At 67.6% G+C, this 23,005-nt stretch carries 19 protein-coding genes; 9 read left to right on the forward strand and 10 right to left on the reverse strand.

What is annotated here, in order from left to right; genetic code table 11:
* Entirely contained in the window at positions 1-774 is a 774-nt protein-coding gene (locus ACAH41_RS25000; RefSeq protein WP_325650974.1) for a serine protease, read from the reverse strand.
* A 160-nt stretch (positions 775-934) separates the two neighbouring features.
* On the opposite strand from ACAH41_RS25000, the gene ACAH41_RS25005 reads away from it, so the two are divergent.
* The 4 genes from ACAH41_RS25005 to ACAH41_RS25020 all read left to right on the forward strand — a co-directional run bounded on the left by ACAH41_RS25005 (position 935) and on the right by ACAH41_RS25020 (position 5,738).
* Positions 935-1,186 (forward strand): DUF1488 family protein, encoded by a 252-nt coding sequence (locus ACAH41_RS25005; RefSeq protein ID WP_141287835.1) that lies wholly within the window; start codon positions 935-937, stop codon positions 1,184-1,186.
* A gap of 176 nt (positions 1,187-1,362) precedes the next feature.
* The gene (locus ACAH41_RS25010; RefSeq protein ID WP_325650971.1) at positions 1,363-2,061 is read left to right on the forward strand and encodes a response regulator transcription factor; all 699 of its coding nucleotides are present in this window, start codon (positions 1,363-1,365) and stop codon (positions 2,059-2,061) included.
* A 45-nt stretch (positions 2,062-2,106) separates the two neighbouring features.
* Positions 2,107-4,410, forward strand: a complete 2,304-nt coding sequence (locus ACAH41_RS25015) for a HAMP domain-containing sensor histidine kinase (protein WP_325650970.1) — start codon at positions 2,107-2,109, stop codon at positions 4,408-4,410.
* Between the two features lie 122 nt (positions 4,411-4,532).
* On the forward strand, positions 4,533-5,738 hold the full coding sequence (locus ACAH41_RS25020) for a choice-of-anchor tandem repeat GloVer-containing protein (protein WP_325650968.1): 1,206 nt from the start codon (positions 4,533-4,535) through the stop codon (positions 5,736-5,738).
* 160 nt (positions 5,739-5,898) lie between these two features.
* Here ACAH41_RS25020 and ACAH41_RS25025 read toward each other — a convergent pair whose 3' ends face one another.
* Positions 5,899-6,822, reverse strand: a complete 924-nt coding sequence (locus tag ACAH41_RS25025) for a LysR family transcriptional regulator (RefSeq protein WP_325650966.1) — start codon at positions 6,820-6,822, stop codon at positions 5,899-5,901.
* A 143-nt stretch (positions 6,823-6,965) separates the two neighbouring features.
* On the opposite strand from ACAH41_RS25025, the gene ACAH41_RS25030 reads away from it, so the two are divergent.
* Genes ACAH41_RS25030 through ACAH41_RS25040 form a run of 3 tightly spaced genes read left to right on the forward strand, consistent with a single transcriptional unit; the run spans position 6,966 to position 9,599 of the window.
* On the forward strand, positions 6,966-8,000 hold the full coding sequence (locus ACAH41_RS25030; protein ID WP_325650965.1) for an alpha/beta hydrolase: 1,035 nt from the start codon (positions 6,966-6,968) through the stop codon (positions 7,998-8,000).
* A gap of 41 nt (positions 8,001-8,041) precedes the next feature.
* Positions 8,042-8,458: an organic hydroperoxide resistance protein gene (locus tag ACAH41_RS25035; protein ID WP_325650963.1), complete on the forward strand. Its 417-nt coding sequence runs from the start codon at positions 8,042-8,044 to the stop codon at positions 8,456-8,458.
* 37 nt (positions 8,459-8,495) lie between these two features.
* On the forward strand, positions 8,496-9,599 hold the full coding sequence (locus ACAH41_RS25040) for a thioredoxin family protein (RefSeq protein ID WP_325650961.1): 1,104 nt from the start codon (positions 8,496-8,498) through the stop codon (positions 9,597-9,599).
* 257 nt (positions 9,600-9,856) lie between these two features.
* Here ACAH41_RS25040 and ACAH41_RS25045 read toward each other — a convergent pair whose 3' ends face one another.
* Positions 9,857-10,777, reverse strand: a complete 921-nt coding sequence (locus ACAH41_RS25045) for a LysR substrate-binding domain-containing protein (protein ID WP_325650959.1) — start codon at positions 10,775-10,777, stop codon at positions 9,857-9,859.
* 102 nt (positions 10,778-10,879) lie between these two features.
* Between ACAH41_RS25045 and ACAH41_RS25050 the strand changes: the two genes are divergently transcribed.
* Positions 10,880-11,986 (forward strand): NADP-dependent oxidoreductase, encoded by a 1,107-nt coding sequence (locus ACAH41_RS25050; RefSeq protein ID WP_325650957.1) that lies wholly within the window; start codon positions 10,880-10,882, stop codon positions 11,984-11,986.
* Here the strand turns inward: ACAH41_RS25050 and ACAH41_RS25055 are convergent.
* Both ACAH41_RS25055 and ACAH41_RS25060 read right to left on the reverse strand, forming a co-directional pair.
* Positions 11,961-12,242 (reverse strand): hypothetical protein, encoded by a 282-nt coding sequence (locus ACAH41_RS25055; protein ID WP_325650956.1) that lies wholly within the window; start codon positions 12,240-12,242, stop codon positions 11,961-11,963. The two genes, ACAH41_RS25050 and ACAH41_RS25055, sit on opposite strands and share 26 nt — an antisense overlap.
* Before the next feature lie 79 nt (positions 12,243-12,321).
* The gene (locus ACAH41_RS25060; protein ID WP_325650955.1) at positions 12,322-13,293 is read right to left on the reverse strand and encodes an MBL fold metallo-hydrolase; all 972 of its coding nucleotides are present in this window, start codon (positions 13,291-13,293) and stop codon (positions 12,322-12,324) included.
* A gap of 132 nt (positions 13,294-13,425) precedes the next feature.
* Between ACAH41_RS25060 and ACAH41_RS25065 the strand changes: the two genes are divergently transcribed.
* Positions 13,426-14,316 carry an AraC family transcriptional regulator gene (locus ACAH41_RS25065; RefSeq protein ID WP_325650953.1) on the forward strand — a complete coding sequence of 297 codons (891 nt, stop codon included), beginning with the start codon at positions 13,426-13,428 and terminating at the stop codon, positions 14,314-14,316.
* Between the two features lie 496 nt (positions 14,317-14,812).
* Here the strand turns inward: ACAH41_RS25065 and ACAH41_RS25070 are convergent, their stop codons facing one another.
* The 5 genes from ACAH41_RS25070 to ACAH41_RS25090 form a co-directional block, all read right to left on the reverse strand.
* Positions 14,813-16,387 (reverse strand): M4 family metallopeptidase, encoded by a 1,575-nt coding sequence (locus ACAH41_RS25070; RefSeq protein WP_325650951.1) that lies wholly within the window; start codon positions 16,385-16,387, stop codon positions 14,813-14,815.
* 46 nt (positions 16,388-16,433) lie between these two features.
* Positions 16,434-18,068, reverse strand: a complete 1,635-nt coding sequence (locus ACAH41_RS25075; RefSeq protein ID WP_325650949.1) for an FG-GAP-like repeat-containing protein — start codon at positions 18,066-18,068, stop codon at positions 16,434-16,436.
* A 77-nt stretch (positions 18,069-18,145) separates the two neighbouring features.
* A complete protein-coding gene (locus ACAH41_RS25080) occupies positions 18,146-19,798 on the reverse strand; it encodes an FG-GAP-like repeat-containing protein (protein ID WP_325650947.1) in 1,653 nt (550 codons plus the stop codon).
* A 206-nt stretch (positions 19,799-20,004) separates the two neighbouring features.
* Positions 20,005-22,323: a winged helix-turn-helix domain-containing protein gene (locus ACAH41_RS25085; protein ID WP_370538588.1), complete on the reverse strand. Its 2,319-nt coding sequence runs from the start codon at positions 22,321-22,323 to the stop codon at positions 20,005-20,007.
* A 74-nt stretch (positions 22,324-22,397) separates the two neighbouring features.
* Positions 22,398-22,976 carry a GNAT family N-acetyltransferase gene (locus ACAH41_RS25090; protein WP_325650943.1) on the reverse strand — a complete coding sequence of 193 codons (579 nt, stop codon included), beginning with the start codon at positions 22,974-22,976 and terminating at the stop codon, positions 22,398-22,400.
* Positions 22,977-23,005 lie beyond the last annotated feature (29 nt).

The raw sequence follows: 23,005 nt of genomic DNA on the forward strand, positions 1-23,005 counted from the left end.
TCAAGCCTTTGGGTTGGTGTCCGCGGTGCCTGCAGCAGGCGGCGCGGCAAGCGCGGGCGCCGTCAGCGTCAGCAGGATGTCGGCATACCAGGCGCAGTTCAGGCCCAGCGATTCGTCCAGCACCAGATCGCGCGTGCCCATGTCCATGCGCGAGGCGTGAACGCCCAGCAGGCGCCAGGGAAGCGTGGCGCCCAGCGCCGCGTCGCGCATCACCACAGGCGCGCCGCTGGCGCCTCGGTGGGTGCGGGCATCGGTCAGGAAAAAGCCCTGGCCCTGGAAGCGCACGCCAAAGGCCGAGGCCACGCTGGCCTGGCGCACCACCGGCAGGTGGTGCAGCGTGTCGTGGAAGCCCAGCGGGAAGCCCACCACCAGCAGCGGCTGGCCGACCTCCACGTCCGGCTGGGTGTGCTGCACATGGGCTGGCGTGAAGCAGCGCAGCACCGTGCCGGCGGGCAAGGACGCGCGCGGCAGCGGCAGCACCGCCACGTCGATCTCGCCGCCGCCGTCGCTGGCCTGGCGCCACAGGCTCAAGCCCTCGTGGTAGGTGAACAGCGACAGCACCTGCATGGCCCGCAGGTCCACCTCGTCGGTGTGCAGCTCGATCTCGATGCGGTTTGGGTGATGCTTGCTGGCCGCGTCGATGAACACATGCCGGCTGGTCACCAGGAACAGCTGATCCCCGCGCTCGAAGAAAAATCCGGTCGCACCGGTCAGCACCCGGTCGCCGTCATAGGTGGTGATGCGTGTGGTGCTGAGCAACAAAGGTTCGGTCATCGGCATTTCTCCCATCTGGCTCGATGATGGCATGGGCCGTGCCCGGTCGCCGTACAGCCAGCGTATGTGTCCCAGCGCACCGACGGTTGCCAGGCCGCAGGCGATGCTGCCTAGCGGGGCGGCCAGCGAGCATCCCGAACCACCAGGCAACGGAGACGCGATGAGCACAGAGGCTTTTTTCCACCTTCCTTCCGGCACGGTGCGCTTCTGGGTGCAGGTGCAGGACACCGAGGTCGGTGCCAGCATCGGCAAGGAGGTGTTGCACTACCGCTACCAGTCCGCCAGCCTGGACGACGACCCGCTGGCCACCTACCTGGCGCATGCCGCCGAGCTGCATGCCGCGGTGCAAAAACGCGTGGCCGGCGGCTCGGTCGAACCGGTCATGCTGCGCGACGGTGACGTGAGGCGCTGAGCCAAGGCCGCCGAGCGCTTTTGATGTTTTTTGAACATTCCGCGTGAGGAGCATGCACGGTCTGGCGTCAAATCGATGCCAGCGTCCTGACCAACTTCGATATCGCCATGCGCCCGCCGGCTTCCGCCCATTTCCCTCACGGCAACGATCGCGTGCCATGCCATTGCGAGGGGTAAGTGCGCGGCTTTCTGCTTGAAGACGATCCGCGGCATGCGGCCCATGTGATCGACTGCCTGGCAGCCACCGACATCGAGATTTCGCATTTCTCGACGGCCGGCGCCTTCTTCAAAGGACTGGCCGCGGCCACGCCGCAGATGATCGTGCTGGACTGGGGCCTGCCGGACCTCAACGGCTTCGAGGTGCTGCGCAAGGTGCGGGAACACCATGGTTTGCGCATTCCCATCGTGATGCTGACTTCGGTCGACAGCGAGGATCTTGTCGTTGCGGCGCTCGAAGCCGGTGCCGATGACTTTCTCACCAAGCCGGTGGCCCGTCCCGTCCTTCGCGCGCGGCTCCAGGCACTGGCGCGGCGTGTCTCGCAAGTGCCTGTCATCTACCGGGGACGCTTGACCTTTGGGTCGTTCCACCTCGACTATGCAGGTCAGAGCGTGGTGGATGTCGATGCGCCCGAAGAGCGCTTCGCCCTGACGCCACGCGAATTCGACCTGATCTGGCTGCTGATGAACAATCCGGACCGCTTCATCCCGCGCGCTGAACTGCTCGCCGCTGTTTGGGGCAAGGCGAGTGAAGTCGCCACCCACACCCTGGCCCAACATGTGCATGCGGTTCGCAAGAAGCTGGGACTCGCACGGCGCGGGATTCGGCTCGTGGCCGTCTACGGTTCCGGTTACCGCCTCGAGTCGCCTGCTGGCTGAGCGCCTGAAGCCCTCCTTCCGGTCATGGCCCCGACGCATGCCCTCGTGAACCCGACGCCCTCCCTGGTCGATGTGCCATCGTCACCGACACCTGCGGCCCCCGAAGTCACCCCGCTGGTGGTGGTCGACGACCTCGTGGCCGCTTGGCAGGCGCACCTCGATGACTTGACCGGCGAGGCGCGGACCCGTTTGCTGGTCACGCTGGCATGGCACCTGCGCCAGCGCGATCCTGTGCAGGCGCGGCGCTTGGCAGACGAGGCGTCTCCTTTGCTGACCGCCGCGCCAGCCGCAGAAGCTGCATCGCTGCTCGGCCGGCTGCAACTGGTGGTTGGCGAGCAGGCCCTGCTCGCCGCCGATTTCGACCTGGCGCGCACGCACGCCGATGCAGCCCTCGACCTGTTCGCGAACGCCGGTGACGCAGTTGGCGCCGCGGACGCGCACAGCCTGCTCGCTTCGCTGGAGACGGACCTGGGCCGCCACGATGAGCGCGACGCCGCGCTGAGCCGGGCACGAGCTGCGGCGCTGGCCGCCCACGACCCGCAGCGCCTGGCGCTCATCGATGCTGCGATCGGCTACAACGTCACGGTCGCGCAAAGAGGGCATTCGGCGAGCGATTGGGCCGCGGCCACCGACGCGCAGCTGGCGGGCGAGATCCCGGCACGGGTGGCCTACGCCAACGACCAGCGCGTGTTGATGGCTTTTCAACGGGCCGAATACGGCCTTGCCATCACCTGGCTGCGCGACCAGCTGGAGGCGGCGCGCATTTGTGGCATGGTGCGCAAGCAGATCACGACTGCAGCGAACCTGAGCCTGGCGTTCGCCATGTTCAATGACCACGGCACTGCCCTGGAGTGGGCCCAGGCGTCGCTGGACATCGCACGCGCCGCGGGGTGGCCGGTCCTGGTTGGCACGGCGCTGCTGCAGACGGCCCAGGTCCTGAATGACCTGGGCCAGGACGCCCCGGCGCAGGCCATGCTGGACGAATCGCTGGCCGTCCTGACGCGACAGTCCGGCGCCCGCCTGCATCTGGAGGTGCTCGCCTTCCAGGGCCGTCTCGCGCTGGCGCGCGGCGACGCGGCGGCCGCGCTGCAGGCCAGCGACGACCTGGCGCGCTTCTCGCAAGGTCACTATCGCGAAAACTACCTGTTCTTCGTTCGCTACTGTCGTGCGCGTGCGCTGATGCTGATGGGGCGCGCGTTGGAAGCGGAGCGCGGTGCGTTCGAAGCGCTCGAGAGCGCGCAGAAGATGCAATGGCAGCACGGGCAGATCGAAGCGCTCGAACTGCTGGCGAGCCTGCATGACCGCCATGCCTTGAACCCGCCGGCGCCGCTGGAGGCCGCGACGGCGCCGCTGCACTACCTCGGGCGTGCGCTGGCCGTCGCCGTCGCGATCCCTGGTTTCCAGGTGCCCGACAGCCTGTTCGCGCAGTTGGCCGAGCAGCATGCCAAGGCGGGTGACCATGCGGCGGCCTATGCGCGTTCGCTGGACGCGGCAGCGGCCCGGGAGGCGACGCACAGCCGCGAGGTGCGCAATCGCGCCATGGCAGCACAGTTGCGTCACGAGGCGGAATCGGCCCGGGCTGAACGCGATCATCAACGGCGGGTTGCCGACATCGAGGTCGAGCGCGCACGCTCGCTGCAACACGCCCTGTCCGAACTGCAGGCCGCGCAGGACGAACTGATGCAGCGCAATGCCGAGCAGGCGCGCATGCACACCGAACGCGAGGAGACGCTGGCCTTTCTGGCCCATGACCTTCGCGCCCCGTTGTTTGCACTGGGTCCGGCGCTGCAGAACGTGACGCCGAGGGACGAAGCGCAACTTGCGGAACGCCTCGCCGAGAGGGCCCTGGCGATGACGGACCGCTTTCTGGCCGTCGCCCGCCTCAGCCAGCTTCCGACAGCCGATCGCGTGCCGCTGGACCTCGCTTCCCTCGTGGACGCCGCCTGCGAGACCTTCGAGCGCCGCGCGATCGACGAGGGCCGGCTGCTGGAGCAGGACCTGGTCTTCGGCGTCGCCATCGTGGGGCACCGCGAGACCCTGATGCGTGCGTTCTGCAACCTCGTCGACAACGCCCTGAAGTTTTCGCAGGACCGCGGCCGGGTGGACGTCTCGATGGTCTTCACCGAACACGAGGCCGCGATGGTGGTGACGGATGACGGCCCCGGCATGTCCGCCGCCGCACAGCAGGTGCTGCTTCGCACCGGCGGCGAGCGCTCGGTCTTTTCGGGTGGCCGCCTCGGCCTGGCGATCGTCGCGGAGGTGGCCAAGGTGCACGAAGCCCGCATCGCGGTCCACGCCGGGCCGCAGGGCACGCGCATCGAGTTCTGGCTGCAGCGCGTGGCCACTTGAACCAATTATCAGCAACTATCAAGTGCAGGCGTGGCTTGTCATCGGTTGGCCATGCGAAGGGTTTCGCAAGCAGGGCGCGCTGACTACATTGGGGTATCACTTAACCCGCATTGGAAAGTCCCATGTTCGATCGAGAAGTTGTGTTGTCCTCGGCAAGCCCTGGTGGCCATCGGAAGACCTTCGGAGCGCTGGTCGCCAGCGTGGCCTTCACGGCCGGCGCATTGGTGCTGCCCACCGTCCATGCCGGCGAGAACGGCCCGAAATTCGAGCTGCTCTACACCTTCACCGGCGGCAATGACGGGGCCTGGCCCGCCGGCAACCTGGTGGCCGACAAGAAGGGCAACCTCTACGGCACGACTTCTGCCGGCGGCCCCAATGGTGCGGGCACCATCTACAAGCTGGCGCCGGACGGCACCCAGACGGTGATCCACGCCTTCAACGGGATGGATGGCAACCTCGCGATGTCCGGCCTGCTGAAGGGCTCGGACGGCAATTTCTACGGCGTGACCGAGATCGGCGGCCGCAACGGCGCAGGCAATGTGTACAAGGTGACGCCAAAAGGCGTGCTGACCTCGATCTACGATTTCGGGGCCAGCGACGTCGACGGGTACACGCCCGCCAGCGATCTCATCTGGGGCTTGGATGGCGCGTTGCTGGGCACGACGGTCAACGGCGGCGCCAACCACCTCGGCACGGTCTACAAGGTCACGCTGGACGGCAAGCTCACCATCCTGCACAGCTTCAACGGCGTTGACGGCAAATATCCCGCCGCCAGCCTGGTGATGGATGCGGCTGGCAACCTCTACGGCACCACGTCGAACACCGCCAGCGGCAGCTCGGGCACGGTGTACAAGATCGACGCCAAGGGCGTCTTCAGCGTGCTCAAGACCTTCGACCATGCGTCGGGCTTCTTCTCGCATGTCCCGCTGACACTGGACGCCGAGGGCAACCTCTACGGCGCCACCGGTGCGGGCGGCGCGACCGGCAACGGTGCGGTGTTCAAGCTGACGCCGAGTGGCACGTTCAGCGTGCTGTATGACTTCACCGGCGGCGCCGATGGCTCGGAACCGGAGGCGGGGCTGATGCTCGACGGGCAGGGCAATCTGCTGGGCACCACCAACTGGGGTGGCTACCAGTACAACGGCACGGTGTTCAAGCTCTCGCCGGACGGCAAGCTGAAGACGCTGCACTCGTTCGACGGCGTCACCGGCAGCTATTCGCGGGCCGCCCTGCTGCGCGACAAGGCCACGGACGTGCACTGGTTCTACGGCACCACGTATGCCGGCGGCTCGGGCAGCGGCGTGGTCTACCGCGTGATGAAAAACTGATCGAAGAAACCGGCTCGGCTGGGCGCACGAGCCGCATCGCCAACAGAACTTCCGCCACGCCATGCCTCATCGGCACGTGGCGCCTCGGTTCCTGTGAAGTCTGACTGACTGATGGCCAGGTTTCGAAGATGCAGGCCCCGGAGCTTTGTGCAGCTGACGCTCAGCCCGTACGCTGCGCCTGGAACATCGTCATCCGAGCCAGCAGCCAGTCCAGCAGTTCATTCGCCGCGGCCACCAGCGGCCGGCCGGCGCGCACCAGCAGCCTGGCCTGCGCGTTGCGGAACAGCGGGTGGTCCACGGGCAGGGCGACCAGCTCGCCGGACTCGATCTCGCGCTGCGCGGCGAACTCGCCGATCAGCGTCAGGAAGTTGCCGCTGGCGGCCATGCGCTTGAGCGCGGTCAGTGAGTTGGTGGTCAGCGTGGGGCGGATGGCGATGCCCTCGGTGAAGGCCAGCATCTCGATGAGTTTGCCCACGCCGAAGCTGGCCGGCATCAGCGCCAGCGGATGTGCCAGCAGGTCCTGCAGGCCGGCCGGGCCACCGCGCTGCGCGAGCGCGTGCCGTGGGTGCATCACCAGCATCACCGGCTGGGCTGAACTGGCGCGGGCGGTGATGTGCTCGTGCGGTGGCGGGTTGTAGGCCAGGCCGATGTGGGCCCGGCCCTCGGCCACCTCGGCCTGCAGCGCGTCCATCGACAGCATCTCGATCTCGACCTCCAGCTTCGGGTAGCGGGTGCAAAAGTCCGACAGCACCTCGGCCACCAGCAGGTCCACATAGCCTTCGCTGATGACCACCCGCACGTGGCCAAGCTGCAGCCCCTTGATGGCCTGCAGCCGGTCTTCCAGCCGCTCCTGGTGCGAGCGGTAGCCGCGCCAGAACTCCAGCAGGTGGGCCGCCGCCTCGGTGGGCTTCACGCCGCGCGCTTCGCGCTCGAACAACTGCGCGCCCAGCTCGTCTTCCAGCAGCCGGATCTGCCGGGTGATGACCGAAGGCGCGGTGTTCAGGCTGTCGGCCGCGCCGCGGATCGTGCCTTGCGCCACCACCTCGCGGAAATAGCGCAGGCGCTGCTGGTTGATCTCTCGCATCCCGTGGCTCCTTGATTGCTTGTTGCCTGTTGAGCAACGAAGTGTGACTTTAGTTGCTCTTGTTCGAATGAGGTGGCGCGCGGACCATTCGCCCCGTGCTCACCCCATCCGCCTCAGCTTCAGCCACCTCACAGGAGAACCGCATGACTTCCGCGCCGCAGCCCACCCGCCGCCACTTCCTCGGCAGCACCGCCCTCGGCCTGGCCGCCACCGCCGGGCTGGCCTGGACCGGCGCCGCACGGGCGCAGGTCGCTGGCGTTGCCGCCTCGGCCGCCGCGTCGTTCGGCCCCATCCGCCAGGTCGAGGCCGGCCTGCTGGACGTGGGTTATGCCGAGCTGGGGCCGGCGAACGGCCCGGTGGTCGTGCTGCTGCACGGCTGGCCGTATGACATCCACAGCTTCGTCGAGGTGGCGCCGCGGCTGGCCTCGGCCGGCTACCGGGTCATCGTGCCGCACCTGCGCGGCCATGGCAGCACGCGCTTCCTGTCGACTGAGAGTTTCCGCAACGGCCAGCAGGCCGCGGTGGCGCAGGACATCATGGCCCTGCTGGATGCGTTGAAGATGCCGCGTGCGCTGTTCGCCGGCTTCGACTGGGGCGCGCGCACGGCCGGCATCATTGCCGCGTTGTGGCCCGAGCGCTGCGAGGCATTGGTCTCGGTGAGTGGCTACTTGATCGGCAGCCGCGAGGCCAACAAGGCGCCGCTGCCGCCGGCCGCCGAGCTGGCCTGGTGGTACCAGTACTACTTCGCCACCGAGCGTGGCCGCCTGGGCTACGAGAAGAACCGCGATGCCTTCGCCCGGCTGATCTGGCAGACGGCCTCGCCGAAGTGGCAGTTCGACGAAGCGACCTTCGCGCGCAGCGCCGCCTCGCTGGCCAACCCGGACCATGTGGCCATCGTGATCCACAACTACCGCTGGCGCCTGGGCCTGGCCGAAGGCGAGGCCCGCTACGACGCGCTGGAGCAGCGCCTGGCCGCCGGCCCCGCCATCACCGTGCCCAGCATCGTGCTCGAAGGGGACGCCAATGGCGCGCCGCATTTCGATGGCGACGCTGCCTTCCGCCGCAAGTTCACCGGCAAGTACCAGTTCCGGCTGATCGAAGGCGGCATCGGCCACAACCTGCCGCAGGAAGCGCCCGCCGCCTTTGCGCAGGCCGTGCTCGACGTGGCGCGCCTCTGAACCTGAATCTGAACCCTTCCACCCGACAAAAGGAGTACCTCATGTCCCGCATCACCGACGTTCTCTACACCGGCCGTACCCGCACTCAGGGCGGTCGCGACGGCAGTGCCCGCAGCGACGATGGCCGCCTCGACATCTGCCTCAGCCCGCCCGGCAGCGCCGGCCAGGGCACCAACCCCGAGCAGCTGTTCGCCGCCGGCTGGTCCGCCTGCTTCATCGGCGCGATGGGCCATGCCGCGCGCCGCATGAAGGTGGCCCTGCCGGCCGAAGTGGCCGTGGCCGCCGAGGTGGACCTGGGCACCGGCGAAGGCGGCTATTTCCTGCAGGCCCGGCTCGCGGTGAGCCTGCCCGGCCTGGCGCCGGACGTGGCGCGTGCGCTGGTGGACGAAGCTCACGCCACCTGCCCGTATTCCAAGGCCACGCGCGGCAACATCGACGTGGCGTTCTCGGTCAACTGACCGAACCGAACCCGCAGATCCGAAAGGCTGGATGGCCATGCTCCCTGTTCGTTTGTCCCGCGCCCGCGGTTGGGTGGTCCGCGCACTGGCGCTGCTGCTGGCCCTCTGGCTGGCCTTGATGGGCCACGGTACGGCCACGGCCGGCAGTGGCTGGGTGGGCGCGGCCCTCAGCGGGCAGCAGCTGCTGCCTGCGCTGGACGGCGCCACCGCCTGGCTCAACTCAGCCCCGCTGGACGCCCAGGCCCTGCGCGGCAAGGTGGTGCTGGTGGACTTCTGGACCTACTCCTGCATCAACTGCCTGCGCACCTTGCCCTATGTGCGCGCCTGGGCGCAGAAGTACGGTCCGTCCGGCCTGGTGGTGCTGGGCGTGCACACGCCCGAGTTCGACTTCGAGCGCGCGCTGCCCAATGTGCAGCGTGCGGTGAAGGACCTGGGCATCACCTACCCGGTCGCGGTGGACAGCCAGCAGGCGCTGTGGCGCGCCTTCGGCAACCGGGCCTGGCCGGCGTTCTACTTCGTCGACGCGAGCGGCAGGATCCGCGATCGCCAGCTTGGCGAAGGCCGCTATGAGCGGGCCGAACGCATGATCCAGCAACTGCTGCGCGAAGCCGGCCGCCGCAACGTGCCAGAAGACCTGGTGGCACCGCAAGGCGAGGGCACGCAAGCCGCAGCCGGCCCGCGGGCGCCAGCGTCCGACGAGACCTACCTCGGCGCCGCCCGCGCCGAAGGCTTCGTGGCCACGCTGGGCCAACTGCGCACCGGTGGTCGCCCGCAACGCTTCTCGCCCGCGCCGCGGCTGGACCTGAACCAATGGACGCTGGCCGGCAACTGGCGCGTGGGCGAGGAACAGATCGAAGCCCCGCAGGCCGGCGCCCACATCAGCTACCGCTTCCGCGCCCGAGACCTGCACCTGGTCCTCGGCCCCGGCCAACCCGGTCGCAGCCTGCGCTTCAGGGTCCGCATCGACGGCAAGGCCCCAGGCGCGGACCACGGCAGCGACACCGACGCCGAAGGCAACGGCCGCATCGATGCCCAGCGGCTGTACCAACTGGTCCGCCAGTCCACCGATGGCCGCGAGCGGCTGTTCGACATCGAGTTCCTGGACGAGGGCGCGCAGGCGTTTTCGGTCACGTTTGGGTAGCGGCGCGTGAGTGTTACGCTGCTGCGGCCTTGAACAAATTGCCTTCAATCTCACCGCGAGCTAGGCATCCATCGCGTGTCCCGCCCAGTGTGAGGGTATGAGCGCGCGATGAGCGACATGCCCCTCTCGGTCGCCGCCGGCTCCTTCGAGTTGGCAGTGCCCGCCGGGGTGTGAGCACGCCGCGTGGAGAGCTTCGACCGATGAGCGCACCGTCCTGCTGGTGGTCCTGTCTGGGCTGCGAAATGACCAATGAAGGATCAGCCGAGGTCTCGCGCAGAAGCGACCTCTGCGAGATATGCCACAAAGGCTTTAACGGCGGGGTTGTTCTGCCGGCTCTGCGGCCAAACGGCATGGATGGCGGAGCTGGTGACCCAGTACGGCTCCAGGATCGGCATCAGTAGGTGGCGCTCGACATAGGGCGCGGCTATCCACGATGCAGCCATGCCAATGCCGGCGCCGGCCGCCAGCAACTCGACAACGGCATCGCTGACGTCGACGACGATGGCCGCGTCTGGCCGTAGCTCTACCGCTCGCTCCCCAACGGCGAACGCCCAACTCAGCAACTTGCCGGAGTTCTGGTATCGGAAGTTAACGCAGTCGTGGTCCGCGATCTCTTCGGGGCGTTGAGGGATTCCGCGCTCAGAGAGATATGCTGGCGAGGCGTAAGCCCCGAGGCGAACAGGTGCGAGCGTTCGCGATATCAGATTGGAGTCGGGTAGGTGGCCAATTCGAATGGCGACATCGATCCGCTCTTCCACCAGGTTGACGAAGTGATCACTGAGCCGGAGGTCCAGCTTCACCTTGGGAAATCGGCGGCGAAACCCAGGCAGGGTCGGTGCCAGCAGCCGCGTGCCAATGGGCAGTGGGGCCGCAATCTTCAGCGTGCCGCTCGGTTCAGCTTGAGATGCGGTTGCTGCCTGGACGACGCTCTCCGCGGCCTGGAGCAACTGCAGTGCCTTGTCCTGCAGTTCATGCCCTTCGGGCGTCAGCACGAGCGACCTGGTCGTGCGGGTGAAGAGCTTGACCCCCAGAAGCAACTCAAGGCGCTGTATCGACTTGCTGACGGCTGATGGCGAAATGGACAGCGACTTGGCGGCCGCAGTGAAGCTGCCGAGGGAGGCTGCGCGTGAGAACGCAATGATTCCGGTCAGGCGCTCAAAGCTGATTTGTTCCGTCATGGAATATCTATATCAATGAACAGACCGATTATCAATGGCGAGGAACATTGCCACACTGCCCTCATCGCGGCAAAAGACCGCCATTCCATGAGGTAATCAACGATGAGTGCGCAAGTGATGAAGGCAGTTCGACAACATGCATTTGGCGGCCCGGAAGTTTTGACGTACGAGGACGCGCCGATGCCAACACTCGCCGCAGGCGAAGTCCTCATTCGGGTGCACGCCGTGGGCCTGAACCCGCCCGACTGGTATCTGCGCGACGGCTACAGGATGCTCCCGCCCGAGTGGCAGCCCAAGGTCCACTTTCCGCTCATTCTCGGGACGGACGTCTCCGGCGTTGTGGAGGCCGTTGCCCATGACGTCGCGGACTTCAAGCCGGGCGACGATGTCTATTCGATGGTTCGCTTCCCTGACGGCCTGGCTGGGCAGAGCCGTGGCTACGCTGAGTATGTGACCGCCCCAGCCAGCGAGGTCGCTCTGAAACCGGCCCGCATTGACCACGCACATGCCGCTGCGGCTCCCATGTCGCTGCTGACGGCATGGCAATTTCTCATCGAACTGGGTCACGATGTTCAGAATCCCCTCCAGCCCCACCGTCACGAGCCGGTGCCGCTTGAAGGCAGGGTGGTGCTGATCAACGGCGCCGGTGGCGGTGTTGGGCACTTTGCGGTCCAGCTCGCCAAGTGGAAGGGCGCCAAGGTCGTCGCTGTCGCCTCCGGGCGCCAGGAACAGTTCGTGCGGAGTCTGGGCGCCGACGAGTTCATCGACTACACGCGCACAGCGCCAGAAGAGCACGTTTCGGATGTCGATTTGGTCGTCGACGGTGTCGGAGGCCCCACGACTGGCCGCTTCTTGAAAGTGTTGAAGCGGGGCGGGGCGTTGTTCCCCATCTTTCCGCTGGGCTTCAATGGCGCCGACGAAGCGGCGAAGCTGGGTGTGATGGTGTCGTCAACTCAGGTGCGTTCCAGCGGCAAGCAGTTGGCCACTCTCGCGGGTCTGCTTGACGCCGGAGTCGTACGCGTCGCCATTGACAGTGCTTACAAGCTCCAGGACGCGCGTGCCGCCCACGAGCGGGCGGCTGCAGGTCACATTGCCGGCAAGTTGGTGCTGACCGTCCGCCAGGAGTCCGGCGATGTCTTCAAGACACAGGCTCAAGCGGGCGATCGACGACCTGCTGGATACTTCAATCGACCTCGAGGTCGCGCTTGACCGGCACTTCTCGCCAGTCTTCGTTCAGACCGTCAACGGGCAGAGGGTAGACAGACCTGCCTTCGCGACCGGGATTGCGCTGTTGCGCGGCCAGTTGTATCGGGCCAATGTCACCGTACTCGACGAGATCGCGGTGGCAAATCGATACGCCCAGCGTCATCGGATAGAGCTTGAATTCACGGACGGGTCTCGGCTGGCACGGGAGGTCTACGTCTTTGCTCAGTTCGACGCTGACATGAAATTTGCGAGCATCCATGAAGCCTCTCATGAACTCAGCGGTCCTTGAGCCCAAGGTCAAGCCGACCGTGGAACGAGGCGGGCCGCCCAAATGTCCGTCAACGCAAGGTGGATGGCGCAACAGGAATCGCCTGGAACGCCTTCGAGTCATGAGCTGCAATCGCGATGATCTGCGGATACTTCTCGCGTGCCGCACGAATGAGCGCAATGTCGTGCCGTACTTCATTGTCACGCTCGCCAATGATGCGCCGCATCATCCATGGCTTTTCAGCGGGAAGATCGATGCCTTCCATTTGGAACGTGAGGTCGCCGAGGAATGCGAGCCGCTTGCCTGATGGCAGGTTAACGAAGACAACCACCGAGTCCGGCGTGTGTCCCGGTGCGGGAACGATCACGACCGATCCATCACCCCAAACGTCATGGCTCCGGGGGAAGCCGAGGTATGAGCCTCCATCGAACTTGTACTCAATGAACCGGACATTCTGAAAGCTGCGCAATAGCTTCGTGTCCTCGGTCTCAGAGGCGATGAACATTCGCGCCCGGTCGCTGATCAGTACAGGAACATCCTTCAAATCCTGGAGACCGCTGATGTGGTCCCAGTGTGCGTGGGTGGGAATCACGCCAGCAACGTCGCCCGGCTTCATGCCAAGCGCTGCCAACTGCTCAATCGCTGGCGTGCCTCGCCGGTAGGGCGTTCGCTGCATCGCCGGCAGCGTAAGGACATGTGAATCCACGTTGGTACCTGCCCCGGCATCGATCAACAGATTTCCTTTGGGGTGCCGGATGAGCACCTGCGTCATTGCCATGTGACGGGTCTCGCGCCAAGAGCCTCCCCGGAAGGTGAGCGCGGCCGGACTGTCATACGAGCCGGTCGGCAGCGAGGTGACAGACATTGCCGACGGGGGCAAGGCCGGCGGGAGTACGCCGACGTCGGGATCATCAAGTCTGAGACTTGCGGGAGTGAACGATTGCCACGCCGCGACGCTGGCTACAACCGCGCAGGCGATGAAGACTACGAAAGACCCGGTCAGGATCTTCTTGATATTGAGAGTCGGGTTCGAACTGGGCATGGGGAGCGCCTTTGCTGGTCGTCTGGTCTTGCTGAATCATGTCAATTCGACCATGCCGACATTCCTGACCAACGCCTTGATCCTGTCAAGATATTGCACAATCCTGCCAACTCGCCCAAATGAGGACAGACGTTGAATCCCCTCGTCCTTGATGACCTTTCTGCTCTCATCCGGCGCCATCACAAGGCGACCAACACCCTGAACACGTTCCCGAGACTGCATCTCACATATTCGGAGGAGCCTGCTCTGTCGTACTCACAGCTCTGCGAGCCGATGTTCGCGCTGGTCGCCCAGGGAAGCAGCTCTATCACCCTTGGCCCGCGGAGCATCGAATGCAGCGCCGGCCAGTGCGTCGTGGTTCCTGTTGACTTGCCGCTCACTGCCTATGTGACCAAAGCAGACTTGCAGCGCCCATTCTTGGGCTTGGGTTTTCGGCTGGATCCGGCGGCCATCGCCGCGCTGATTCTTGAGTCCGATCCAGCACGGCCCACCGTTTCGGACTTCTCGCAGGGACTTACCGTCAGCCCACTGTCTCTGGAGCTACTTGACCCGCTGGTTCGACTGCTGCGACTGGCAGATCGTCCTCAAGACATTCCCATTCTTGCCCCAGCGATCGAGCGAGAACTGCTGTGGCGACTCATGACCGGTCAACAAGGGAAGGTCGTGCGGCAGATCGGACTCGCTGACGGAAGGTTGACGCGCCTGAACCGCGTGATCCGCTGGATACGCTCAAATTTCGATCGCACGCTTCGCATCAGTGAGATGGCCGGCATCGCCGATATGAGCGTGACATCCTTTCACCGACACTTCTTGCGCGCCACGTCCCTCACACCCTTGCAGTTTCAAAAGCAGATCCGGCTGCAAGAGGCACGCATGAAGCTTTTGTCAGGGGCCCTCAGTGCAGAGGAGGTCTGCTATTCAGTGGGCTACAGCAGCCCGTCACAATTCAGTCGCGAGTACCGGCGACTGTTTGGCCGTGCACCCGGCGCCGGCAGGCAGTCTCACAAATGGGGCGCGACCTGACCTCGATCCAGCCCGCGCGTGTTGTGTCATCTGGTTTTCCGACTGGGACGGCGTGTGCGTATTCCGATCCTATTGATCATCAGGTCCAGTTGTGCGCATCACAGGGTCCGGCACTCCTGAACAGTGCCTTGTAAACCCGTTAGCTCAACAGCGGTGGGCAACGCAAAGCGTTGTCCAAGGCCCCAGGGCGCGCAGCGCCCGCCCCCTCTTGCATCACTCACTGCAATGCGCAGTTCCACTCAGGCGAGCGCTTGCAACGCCTCGACCACATTCCGGCACTGCCGCTTCAGGTTCCGTGACGGCGGTGCCCCAAAACAGCCGGCCGCATCCGCGGGTGGACTGTGACAAGCTTTCGTGGACGCGCTGGCCGACGCTGTTGGTCTCGGTGGACCGGGACACAGCGGGCGCCTGACCTGCCAGCGCGCGCCCCGCTGCCCAAGTAAAAAAGGCCGCGCCCGTTGCCGGGTGCGGCCTTTGCGATCCGGTCAGGCCTGGATCACGGGCGGTTCACGGCCGTCCATGCAGCCTTGACGGCTTCGGTCTCCGGCGAGGTTTCGCCGAACAGGTCGGTCGCGGCGCTGATGGTGGCGGCGCGGGCGGCGGCGTAGTCGGTGCTGCTGGTCATGTAGACGGTCAGCGCGCGGTACCAGATCTTGGCGGCCTTCTTGCGGCCGACGCCGGTCAGCGTGGCCGAGCCGGTGGCGGTCCTGGTGTCGCCCGAGACGCAGGTCTTGGACGGCGCACCGGCGGTGGTGCCTTCGGCCAGCAGGAAGTAGAAGTGGTTGGCCACGCCGGACGAGTAGTGCACATCCAGGTTGCCCACGCCGCTGTACCAGCAGTCGGCCGAGCCGCCGTCCTTGCTGGGCTGCTGCATGTAGCGCAGGGCCTTGCCGCTGCCGGCCGGGTAGAGCTCTTCACCGATCAGGTAGTCGCCCACGTCGTTTTCGTTCTGGGCAAAGAACTCGACCATGCTGCCCATGATGTCCGAGGTGCCTTCGTTGAGGCCGCCGGACTCGCCGGAGTAGATCAGCGCGGCGGTGCGCGAGGTCACGCCGTGGGTCATCTCATGGCCGGCCACGTCCAGCGAGACCAGCGGGGTGAAGCTGTTGCCGTCGCCGTAGGTCATGCAGAAGCAGTCGTCGCTCCAGAAGGCGTTGTCGTAGTTGCGGCTGTAGTGCACGCGGGAGTAGGCGCCCTGGCCGTCGTCGGCAATGCCATTGCGGCCAAAGGTCTTCTGGTAGTAGTCCCAGGTCATGTTCTGGCCGTAGGCGGCATCTGCAGCCACCGTCTCGTTGCTGGTCTCGGTGTTGTCGCCCCAGAACTTGTCGGTGCCGGTGAAGACGGTGCCGGTGCCGAACTGGCGGCTCTTCATGTCCACCACGTAGTGGCCGCCGCGGTTCAGGTCCTTCAGCGTGTAGGTGGTGTCGGCCAGGTCCGAATGCAGCGGTACGTTGCCGGAGTACAGGGTCTTGCCCTTGCCCTTGACGTCGGCCGTCTCGATGTCGTCCCACTGGTCGAGCAGGGTGTTGCCGGTGGCGCTGATGATCAGGTGGGCCTGGCTGGGCGTGCCGTCAGGCTGCACGCCGTCCACGCGCACGTCCCAGGCCAACTGCGGTTGGCTGCCGCGGGCGTAGATCACCAGTTCCTTGTGCTTCACGCTGCCGGCGGAAGCCAGCGAGGTGGTGGCGGCGAGCGCGGTCCTGGCGGCCAGGGCGGCTTCGACCTTGGGCGTCAGGTCGAGCTGGATCATGGCCTTCTGGGTGAGGCTCAGGCCTTGCAGGCTGCCGTCCGCACGGCTGTGCACCACCAGGTCGCCACCGATCACGCGCAGCCCGTTGTGGGTGCGGGCAAAGCGCACGTGCTCGCTGCCGTCGGCATCGACGACCAGGTCACGCGCCGAATAGGCGTCCGCGCCCGAACCATGGGCCGAGGCCAGGGCCTGGCCGTTCAGGTGCGCGAGGGCGCGTTGCACGGCGGGGTGCTCGGCGGCGGGTTGTGCCGCCAGGGCCGACTGGCCCATGCAGATGGCGATCGCCGCAGCGGCGATCAGGCGCAGGGAAGGATTCTTCATGATGACGTCTGTCTTTGTGATGGAAGGGGCTGGGTGGTAAAGCGGTTCAGCGCGCACTGGCGCTGCGTGCCTTGGGTGTCAGCGTGGCGGTGCCGCTGGCGTCGATGAGGGTGGCCTTCGGGTCCTTCGCCGGCTTCTGGCCGAACAGGAAGCGAGCCGAAGGGCCGGCGTCGCTGAACGAAACGAAATCGGCGCTGACCACGTCGGCTTTGCCGTCGCCATTGAAGTCGCCCACGGCCAGGGCATGCGGCTCGTCGGCGATGAACGCGGCGAAGTCGCGGGTCAGCGCGGGCGCATCGGCACCGGGGGCGGTCTTGTTCAGGTAGATCACCATCGCGCCGTTGGAGAAGTCGTCGGCGACGAGGTTGGTGAACACCAGGTCGGGCTTGCCGTCGCCGTCCATGTCTGCCAGGCGCACTTCGTAGGGGGCGCCGTCCGAGCGTGAGCTGACGGTGAACACCGGCCGGGCGCTGCCGGTGGGCGTGCGGTTCAGCAGCACGCTGAAGGTGCTGCCGGTCTGCTGCGAGTCGTTGTCCGCGGTGACGATGTCGGGCCGGCCGTCTCCGTCCAGGTCGGCCACGTCCATGCCGCTGACCCCGCCGGGCAGGCTCACGGCGATGGGCGGTGCAAAGCGGATCGGCCCGCCAGCGGGCGTGGTGTTCAACAGCAGCGACACGTCCGCCGACAGCAGGTTGCCCACGGCGATGTCAGGCTTGCCGTCGCCGTTGACGTCCAGCGTGCGAACCACATAGCTGTAGGAGCCGGCCTGCGGGCTGCCCGGCAACGATGCAGCCAGGGTCAGCGTGGGCTGGGTGGCACCGGCGGGCGTGGTGTTGCGCAGCACAAGCGCCTTGCTCCCGAAGCCGGTGGCGAGCACCACGTCGACGACACCGTCGCCGTCGAAGTCGGCGAAGGCAACGTCGGTGGTCGCGCTGTCGCCCAGCGCCACATCGCTGCGGTCGAAGCGCAGGTCGGCGGCGCCGACGGGGGTGGTGTTCAGGAAGACCGAGATGGCCGTGGTGTCGGTGACCGAGGTCACCAGGTCGGGCCTGCCATCGCGGTTCAGGTCGGCGCTGCCCAGCCGCATCGGTGCGGCGACCACCGGCAGCGAGGCCAGCGCGGTGAAGTTGGCCTGTTTGGCCTTCTTCGCGGTGTCGTTGCGCAGCAATGTGATGGCGGGTGCGCTGCTGGTGGCCGAGGACATGGCGACATCCGGCAAGCCATCGCCGTTGAAATCGGCCACGACCGCGCCTTGCGGGGAGCGCCCGATGCTGGCCGAGCCGGCTTCGACCCAGACACGCCCTGTTGCCGGCTGCGCCACCGGGTTGGACAAGGCGAGCGTGAAGCTGCGGGCCTGGGGCACGGGCTTGCCGACCAGCGGCACGTCCACCACCAGTTGCACCTGCCCCGGCGCGAAGCTCAAGGTGCCGTGGGTGCTGGTGTAGTCACGGCCCGCCAGTGCGGTGCCGTCGACGGTGGCGTAGTCGACCAGCGCGGCAAAGCCGGTGTTGCCGCTGCGGGTGACGACGAACTGCAAGAAGCTGGTGAAGCGGCTGGGTTCGATGGACGTGTCGTTCACGGCCAGGTTGGCGGCGGCGAAGGCTGGGGCACTGGCCAGCAGGCCCAGGCCCCATGAAAGTGTCGTGGCGGCGGCTGTCTTGCGAAGCAGGTGGCAGGTCATGGGCGTGGGGATACGAAGTGAATGGGGGCCTGCGCCGCGTGGGCGATGCCGCAGGCGGCGCAGGCAGCTCGCAGCGATCAGGGCTGCAGCTTCCCGATGCCGCTTTGCAGGATGGTCACCGGCGTGCTGCTGCGCGACTGCAGCGCCACTTGCAGCTTGGCGCGGCTGTTGATCACCGTGTCGGCCGTGACCACGTCGGGCAGGCCGTCCTGGTTCAGGTCGACCGCGGCCAGCGCATGCGGCTCGTCGGTGCCGGTCACGAAGTTGGCCTGGATGAAGCTGGGGTTGTCGCTGCCGGCGGTGCTGCGATTGAGCAGCACGCCGACGGCGCCGGCGGGGGTGTTGCCCACGCCCAGGTAGCTCACCAGCACGTCGGTGCGTCCGTCCAGGTCCATGTCGGCGGTGGTCACGCCGTAGGGAATGCCGCCGATCTCGCGCACGTTGGGGGCGAAGACCGGTGTGGTGGCGCCGGCCGGGGTGCGGTTGAGCAGCAAGGCCCAGGTGCTGCCGGCGGTGCCGTTGTTGTTGACGGTGACGATGTCCAGCTTGCCGTCGCCGTCGATGTCCAGCGTGGCCATGTCGGACGCAGGCTCGACGGTCTCGAAGGTGATGGCCGGTGCGAAGCTGATCTTCGAGGAACCGGCGGGCGTGGTGTTGAGCAGGATGGCGACGGTGGCGTGGTTGGCGTCGTAGCCGTTGCCCAGTGCGATGTCGGGCTTGCCGTCGCCGTTGAAGTCGCCGGTGACCACGGTCTGCGGGAACGAGAAGCTGCTGGTGGGGTCGGCCGAGAAGCCCAGCGGCGCGTCCAGCGCCACGCCGGTCTCGCCGCGTTTGGTCAGGTTGCGGAAGACGATGGCGCGGTTGGTGTCGGCCGCCGAGGGCGAGCCGAAGCCCGCGCCGACGATGTCGATCTTGCCGTCGCCGTCGAAGTCGGCGCAGGCCATCTGGTTCATGTAGCCCCAGGGCAGCGAAACCACGTCGGTCCGCACGAAGCTCAGTGCGCCGGGCTGCGAGGTGTTCATGTGCACCGTGAACTGGTTGATGCCGGCGCCGGCGGCCACCAGGTCGGCCAGGCCGTCGCCGTTCAGGTCGCAGGTGACCGGCTTGTTCGGTGCCGAGATCATGCCCAGTGCCAGCGGCGTGGCCAGCACCGGTGCGGTGGTGGCGCCGGCGGCGGTCTTGTTGAGCATCACGTCCAGGGTGCCGGCCGTGTAGTTGGCCAGCGCCAGGTCAGGCTTGCCGTCACCGTCCAGGTCGGCGCTGGCCATGCCGTAGATGTACTGGCCGATGGTGGCAGCGGGCTTGGTGGTGGTCAGCGCCAGCGTGTCCAGGCTGCCGACGGTCTCGATGGCCTGGTCCAGCTGCAGCGTGAATTTGCCCAGCTTGCGGTGCTTGGCGTCCTTGCCCAGCACCTGCACCGGCACCGTGACGCTGGTGGCGCCTGCCGGGATGGTGGCAATGCCGCTGGTGGGCCAGTAATCCTTGCCGGCCTTGGCCGAGCCGTCCACGGTCTGGTAGTGCACGCTGACGGCATTCGTGGTGTCGCCCTGGCGCACGATCTTCATCGGCAGCACGGTGGGCTGGTCGCCCAGCGTGACCGCGCCGTTCTTGCCGTTCAGGGCGGCGGCGGACTGGGCATGGGCCGAGTCGCCCAGGGCAAGCACGGCCAGCGCGGCGGCCAGCAACTGGACGGCGGGCAGGAGACGGAAACAGGCAACAACGGCGGGCACGGGCAAACTCCTAGCGGACAGGCTTCTGGGATGTGGGGGATGCCCGGGCGGGTGGCCCGGGCCCCGCCAGGTGGCGGTCGGGCGGCAGTGGGTGATCTGCAGCTCGAGCACGAAGATAGGCGCCACCGCCAGGCAAGTCCTGCCCAATTGATGACCAAACCATGACTGCGGGGTGCAGTCCCCGAGCGCTGGCGCTTCAGCGCAGCTCAGAGCAGCGTCAGCAGGCGAGGTGCGCGAGGCGGCGCGAGCGCGTCCTGGGTCGCCGCATAGATCGGGCCCAGCGCGGCCAGGAAGGGCGGTGAGCGGTGGCGCATGGCCTCCATTGCGGCCTGGTGCAGCTCGCCGGCTTCGTCGCGCCGGCCCTGGGCCAGCGCCAGCCGGGCGGCCACCGCCAGGCCCAGCGGGTGCTCGCGCAGCCAGGGGCCGATGTCGCGCAGCAGGCGGGCGGCCTCGGCCGGCTGGCCGGCTTCGAGCTGCAGCCAGGCGGCGTCCAGCTGGGCATGGGCGCGGGTGCTGCCCAGCGGCGCCATCTGGCGTGTCTGGGCCAGCAGCGCCAGGGCCTGGGTGTCATCGCCCTGTTCCTGGGCCTGGGCGGCCCGGGCGTGCCGCTCGGCGGCTTGCAGCGGCAGGTCTTCGGCCCAGCGGGGCAACGCGTGCCAGGCCGCCTGCCAGGCGGCTTTTTGCGCCAGCAGCTCGGCGGCCGGGCGCAGCCGCAGCCAGAGGCCCAGGCGCCAGCGCTGGAACAGGTGCACGCTTTCGGCATAGCCGTTGTCCTGCGACTGGGCCAGCGCGTTCTGGCAATGCGCCTCGGCGCCGGCGAGGTCGCCCTCGTGCGCCGCGCGGTAGGCCCAGGCCACGGCCAGCGCCGCCAGCACGCGGCGCAGCGTGCCATCGCCCAGGTGGGCGGCGGCGTGGAAAGCGCGTTCGGCCAGGTCGCCCGGCGAGCGCAGTTCGAAAGCCAGCTGAGCGGCGATCAGCAGCACCCAGGCGGCGCTGTCGTGTTCGTTGGCCGGCAGCTCTGCGAGGCGGGCCATCGCGGCTTCGCAGCGTGCAGTGGCCTGGCGGAACAGGCCCAGCCCGGCCTCGGCCAGCGCCAGGCAGGCGAGGGCGTCCACGCTGTTGGCGCGCAGGCCGTGGCGCTCGCACAGCGCCAGCGCCTGCTCGGCCAGGTCGCGCGCCACCAGCAGGTCGCCGGCATGGTGCGAGAGCACCGCATGGTTGGTCAGGATCACCGCCCGGCGCAGCTGGTTGCCAGCCCGTTCGTTGGCGCGCCAGGCCAGGTCGTAGAAGCGCCGGGCGCGTTCGTAGTCGCGTTCGACCTGGGCGGCAATCGCCTGGCCCAGGTAGATGCGGATCACCCAGTCCTCGTCGTCGAACGGGCGGGCCAGTGCCAGCGCGGTGTCCAGGTGCTGGCGGGCACGGGCGATGCCGGGTGCATCCGCCGCGCTGTTGAACAGCGCCCGGCCCAGGCCTTCGTGCGCGGCGGCCGTCAGGCGCAGGTCGCCAGCCCGTTCGGCATCGGCCACCAGCGCCAGGCCGATGCGCTCGGCTTCGGCGTCGTTCAGGTTGGCCAGCGCGCGCAGGTGGTGCAACCGGGCGTAGAGGTCGTCGGGGTTGAAGTCCAGCACCACGCGCAGCAGCCGGGCCGCCACTTCCCAGCGTTCCTGCCCACCGACCTCGATGGCGCGCGCAAAAGCCTGGCTGGCCAGCGGATCGGGCGTGGCGCGCTGGGCGGTGTTGCGCAGCGCGGTTTCGGGAAACAGGCCGGCGGCCAGCGCGTCGGCCAGCTGCCCGCCCAGCGCGCCGGGCTCGGTCGCTTTCAGGCTGCCGCGCAGCTCGTGCCGGCCCACGCTGTGGTAGTCCAGCCGCAGCCGTTCGCCGCTGCGGCGCAGGCTGGCCAGCACCACGCTTTGCGCGCCGGTCAGTTCGGCGAGCTGCAGTGCCAGGGCCTCGTCTGGCTTGGCAGACCTGGCGGCGGGCAGCTGGCTCAGCGCGTGCTGCACCGTCTCGGTGGCCAGGATGCTGAGGCGGGTGTCGCCGTCCAGCGCCTGCGCGGACAGCAGCGGCAGGCCCCAGGCGGTCCAGTCCAGCGTGCTGTCGCCGCTGGCGTTGTGCACCGGCAGCAGGGCCAGGCGCGGGCGTGCAGCGGCGGGAGATGGCCCTTCAGGCGCGGCCGGGCCGTCGCCCGGTGCCGCGGTGCTCACGCCGCCCGGCGGCTGGAAGCGGTAGCCCACGCGGTGCACCGTGCGCAGGAGCAGCGGTTCGTCGCCGGTGTCGCCCAGGGCCTGGCGCACCTTCATCACGGTGCGGGCCAGCACGTTGTCCGACACATCGGCCCCGCGCCACACGGCGTCCAGCAGCTCGGCCTTGGGCACCACGCGGTCCCGCTGCCGCACCAGGTGCAGCAGCAGCTCGAAGGCCTTGGGTGGCAGCGGTTGCGGCTGGCCGCGCCAGAGCAGCTCGCGCCCGGCCGGCCTCAGCACGCAATCGCCAAAGATCAGCTCGTCCGATTCACCATCCACCATCACACCCAATGCCGTGCCGACCTGTTCGCCGCATCATCGCACGCGGGTTCGGGCGGGCTTTCGGCGCATGAGTTTCAGCGTGCGAGCGCCAGCCGCAGCTGCGGCCGCACCCGGTCCGGCTCGCCTTCGATGGGGGCGGGCAGGCTGCCCACGCGCTGGGCGCCGCGGGCCAGGTAGAAAGACTCGGCGTAGGGGTCGGCGTCTATCGTCAGCCCGGCGGCACCGGCCGCGCCCGCCAGCCGAGCGGATTGCGCCAGCAGCGCCCGGCCCACGCCGCGGCCGATCTGCGCGGGCAGCACCCAGCAATGCTGCAGCGCCCAGTCGGGCGAGCCGGGCTGCAGCACGACAAAGCCGGCAATCAGCGCGTCTGGCAGCTCGGCGGCGCCGTGGTCCACCCGCTCGGCCACCCAGCAGCAGCCTGTCGCCAGCGTGGCCTCGTCAATGCGCAGGTCATCGGCCCAGGCCGCCAGCTGGGCGGTGCTGTAGGGCCAGAAGGCCTTGGAAGCCTGCGCCAGCGCGCTCAGCGCCTCGGCCTCGCCTGGGCGGGCAGGGCGGAGCGAAAAGTGCAGCGAAAAGGCGGTGGGCGCCATGTCCGGCGCGGGCAGGATGCTCGGGCTGGTCAGGTTCTGGATGGGCATGGAAGAGGAGGCCATGCCTGTTCGACCCGGGGTGCGCGATTCGG

Origin of the sequence: Ideonella sp., assembly GCF_041287625.1 — a bacterium.
GTDB lineage: Bacteria > Pseudomonadota > Gammaproteobacteria > Burkholderiales > Burkholderiaceae_C > Ideonella.